Origin of the sequence: Tateyamaria sp. syn59 (genome assembly GCF_007995245.1) — a bacterium.
GTDB lineage: Bacteria > Pseudomonadota > Alphaproteobacteria > Rhodobacterales > Rhodobacteraceae > Tateyamaria.
Map to the genome: position 1 here is coordinate 1 of NZ_VCBA01000046.1, position 3,496 is coordinate 3,496.

The window sequence follows — 3,496 nt, forward strand, 5'->3', positions numbered from 1 at the left end:
GCAGGGCTCGCAATCCAATTGCCTGGCGATCTCGTTCTCGACCAATGCGCTTTTGGTCCGTCCTTGGCAGGTTGCCGTGACGTGGGACTTCGACTTCTTCAGTGTACGGCTGATCATTCCGAGAGAGACACCGCGCTCATGTAAGCGCTCAATGATCTGCTTATGGCGGTCTATATTTAGTACCAACAAGGTCAAATACTCCCCAAGAAATGCCGTTCAGCTACACACCTGAATTCTTGATTGCATGGAGATGATTCGTTGCGCAAGAACTTTCTGAATTGGGTTTCCAGCTCAACAAAGACAGCATAAGTTAATAATAAAAACAATAATTTACGCTATTTCGGGCATGGCCAAAGTAGCGCATCTTTTTTCCTGGCGGAATACTCGCTACCAACCCATTGAATCTCTTCGGATTGTTCATCGCATGATCGGCCCGGACGCGAACCAATAAAGGATGTAGCACTATATGTAGTAGCTGACCTTCATCACCTGTCATCGAGTTACTGCGAACCGCCAGAACTTTAGTTAGCGATTCCCGACATTCTAGGATTAGCCCAGAAGGGATGTAGATCAGATAGGTATCGACTGGGGCGTAGCTTTCGCGGAGCGAGCGTTGGCTGTCTTCAATAACCGATCTGCCCAATGTTGGCTGAGTGTGCGAGCCGTTTGCTCACTGGATGCGTTTCAAAAGCGCTGCACGAGCTATCTGTTCTCCATCCTTCCAGGCCCTTCCTGCCTGACTGATCAGGCGTCTGAACGGGGAATCGTCTGGTGCGTATCGCGGCCCTACCGGACGCTAAGTGTGCGGTTCAGTGCTGCATCGCAGCTTCCCGTAAGCAGACATTGACAGAAGGTTTTGCCGGGGGTTTTTGTCCTATCTAAGCGCTTGATCCTGGGCGGGGCAGGGCGGGTGGCCAAAAACGACCGATTGTGCCGACTGTCAACGCCGGTTCAAAAGTGTCCCTTTTGGCCGGTGGAAAGGGGCCCCAACCAAGCGATTAGCAGGCTGGGTCGCGCGGAGCCGTCAAATAGCTCAAGCGTGGCCTAGCCTGCGGGGGTGGTTTTAGGCGGCGACGGTCTCCTTTTCTTTTGCGGGCCTACGATGCCCGCTTTGCGTTTGTCCTTGAGGCGATAGCTTTCGCCTTGGATTTGGATCACCTGACTATGATGCAGCAGACGATCCAGCATGCCCGCTGTGTCGGACTTGCCGTTAACTATCGTTTGATCGGTTGACCTCAAACCTCATACGAACTTCCCGCAACCAGTCCTCGAACTCAGGGTCTTTGACATCTATTCCCTCTAACAATTCAGCTTCTTCGAACGTCCTGGCGACGACCTCTGGATTTGGACTGTCAACGTCGACGGTTATCTTGTCAGCAGTGAGCGAGACATTCAGTCTATCTGCATTGATTATATATGCGTACTCTCCAAGAGCCCTGCGAATTTCTAAGAGTGCTTGTCGGAGGCTCGCAGAAGCCTGTGGAGATGCAGACATGCTCCAAAGCTTGTCCTGGAGCCACACACGGGAACGTTGATATCCTGGGGAAGTAGCAAGTAGTGCGAGGATCGCGCGGGATTTTGCACCGCGCGGAGTAAGATCTTTGCCATCCTTCGATGTGATGCGGAACGGACCAATTAAGCGAATGTCGACGCTGGATGTGAACCGAGATTGATTAGTTGTCGGAACGGCGTCAGCAGCTTCGCCAGGTTGAAGCACTCTCAAACGGTCACGAGAAAAACCAAACCTTCGCTCCACCATCGCGACCTGCTCTTGGTCAAAGATAGCGTTAGTAAGGTCAGCACCCACAAATGAAGCAAGATCGATATTGCTCTTGCGGAAATCAACGTCCCGCCAGTCACCAAATTCGAAAAAGACTTTTGGGTCCAGTCCGACAGACAAAACGAGCGCTATTGGATCGCTAGCATCACCTTCTAAGATTCCAAGGACCGCTTCAGTCTCGAACTCTGATAAACGAATGTGCTTCATTGCCACTTTATCCTAGACTGGGAGAGCACATGGCGCGTTCTTGGACCATTATCCAAGAATTTATCCTTGATGAGTCTCTCAACCAGTCGTTTTTTGGTTTCGCGATATTCGCGGTCAGATATTTTTGCTCGTTTGTCGAAGTCGATGGATGGTGTCACGTCTGCACTCTGTACGGAGACAGCGACGATCCCATCACTATCCAAAGTTGGTTTCCCTTGGCACAGCTGCACTTCAGTAAATCTCGCTTGCAGTGCTTCTTTTGGAAATGGTGGTTGCACCCTCCAACGCAATGGTGCTTCGTCATCTAAACTTACCTCTGCGCCATTCGCTGTCCCATGCTGAGAGCTCGAGCCATCGCTTAGATGCGTTAGTAACGGCTCCAAATCGCCTGTATTGCTTGCAAACAATGACGCTTGCTTTAACCCGAACCGCACTGATCCGAGCAAATTAGGTTCTGACCGCGCCTCTCTCGAATGACGAACATCCGCTAGGAACACTGGCTGGGCATCACTGGTTCGGAAATCCACAAAGGAAACCGTAACCGTTACAGAGCCTACAGCGCTTTCTTGTCCTGTCACAGTGCCGATTGACACGAGATCGGTAGCGTTCACTGGTGCCTCGGAAAGGAACTGATTTGCCGTTACATCTATGCCCGTCAAAACATGAACCGCTCGACAAACGTCTAAACGCAGCTTCACGTTTGCTGCGCTTCGCCCTTTCCTCCAGTTGGACCAGCCTGATCGTGTAGTTGGAACTCCCAACTTGGGTGGAATTTCTTCACGTCCCAATGCAATCAGGCGGCGTAGTTCCTCAACAAAACGGCGATCCGAGTGCCGCTCTGGCGTCCAGTCGCCCTGGCGCTCAGCACGCCCTCTTCTTGCAAGCCAAGCGTCATAGGCACCAACTAACCTGTGACGACTGGCCAAAACCAGATCAGCGGCATCTCTCATAATTTAACGTAACACATTGGGCGGCGACCACGCTCATCAGTGAACATCGGCATCAAAGTTTGTACATCAAACAGCATAATGTGAACATTACACAGGATATCCGTGAACATTATAGATGGTAAATTTCACTTATCAAGTGACGCAAAAATCCAAGGAAGGTGAATTAAAGTGTTTAGTAACAACTATATAGACAAAAACCGACGAAATCAGGACGACCAGTCAAACTCACGCCACCCCTCCACCGTGAGCTGTCCGCAAAAAAAGCGAGATGTCCAAAGGCCCCCGGCACATCGAGGTGAGTTTTGGCGTCAAGTCGTTAGATTGATAGCAGATTCGTCCCTAACTCTCGGTAGACTCAAAGCTACGGGCATCGGCGTAATTTGTCTGACTGTGATCATGATCATCAGCCTGCTTAGGGGCTGATAGTGTCGACGGTGAGCAGCGGCTAACGGCCGCTTGCTTGCCCGTTACTTAATGAAACGAGTCATCGCCAACTTCACCAGCGAACTACCAATTCCGTCATGGCAAGCTCTCTCCCACGCACTAGGGTCAGGACCCA

At 51.1% G+C, this 3,496-nt stretch carries 2 protein-coding genes and 1 pseudogene; all 3 read right to left on the reverse strand.

The window, feature by feature from the left end:
- Nucleotides 1-1,044: 1,044 nt before the first annotated feature.
- A pseudogene (locus tag FD715_RS22915) lies at nucleotides 1,045-1,197 on the reverse strand (ATP-binding protein); the annotation flags it as partial.
- Between the two features lie 13 nt (nucleotides 1,198-1,210).
- Nucleotides 1,211-1,987, reverse strand: a complete 777-nt coding sequence (locus tag FD715_RS22310; protein ID WP_147115467.1) for a pentapeptide repeat-containing protein — start codon at nucleotides 1,985-1,987, stop codon at nucleotides 1,211-1,213.
- On the reverse strand, nucleotides 1,984-2,937 hold the full coding sequence (locus tag FD715_RS22315; protein ID WP_147115470.1) for a hypothetical protein: 954 nt from the start codon (nucleotides 2,935-2,937) through the stop codon (nucleotides 1,984-1,986). Before FD715_RS22315 ends, FD715_RS22310 begins: the two co-directional genes overlap by 4 nt.
- Between the last annotated feature and the right edge of the window lie 559 nt (nucleotides 2,938-3,496).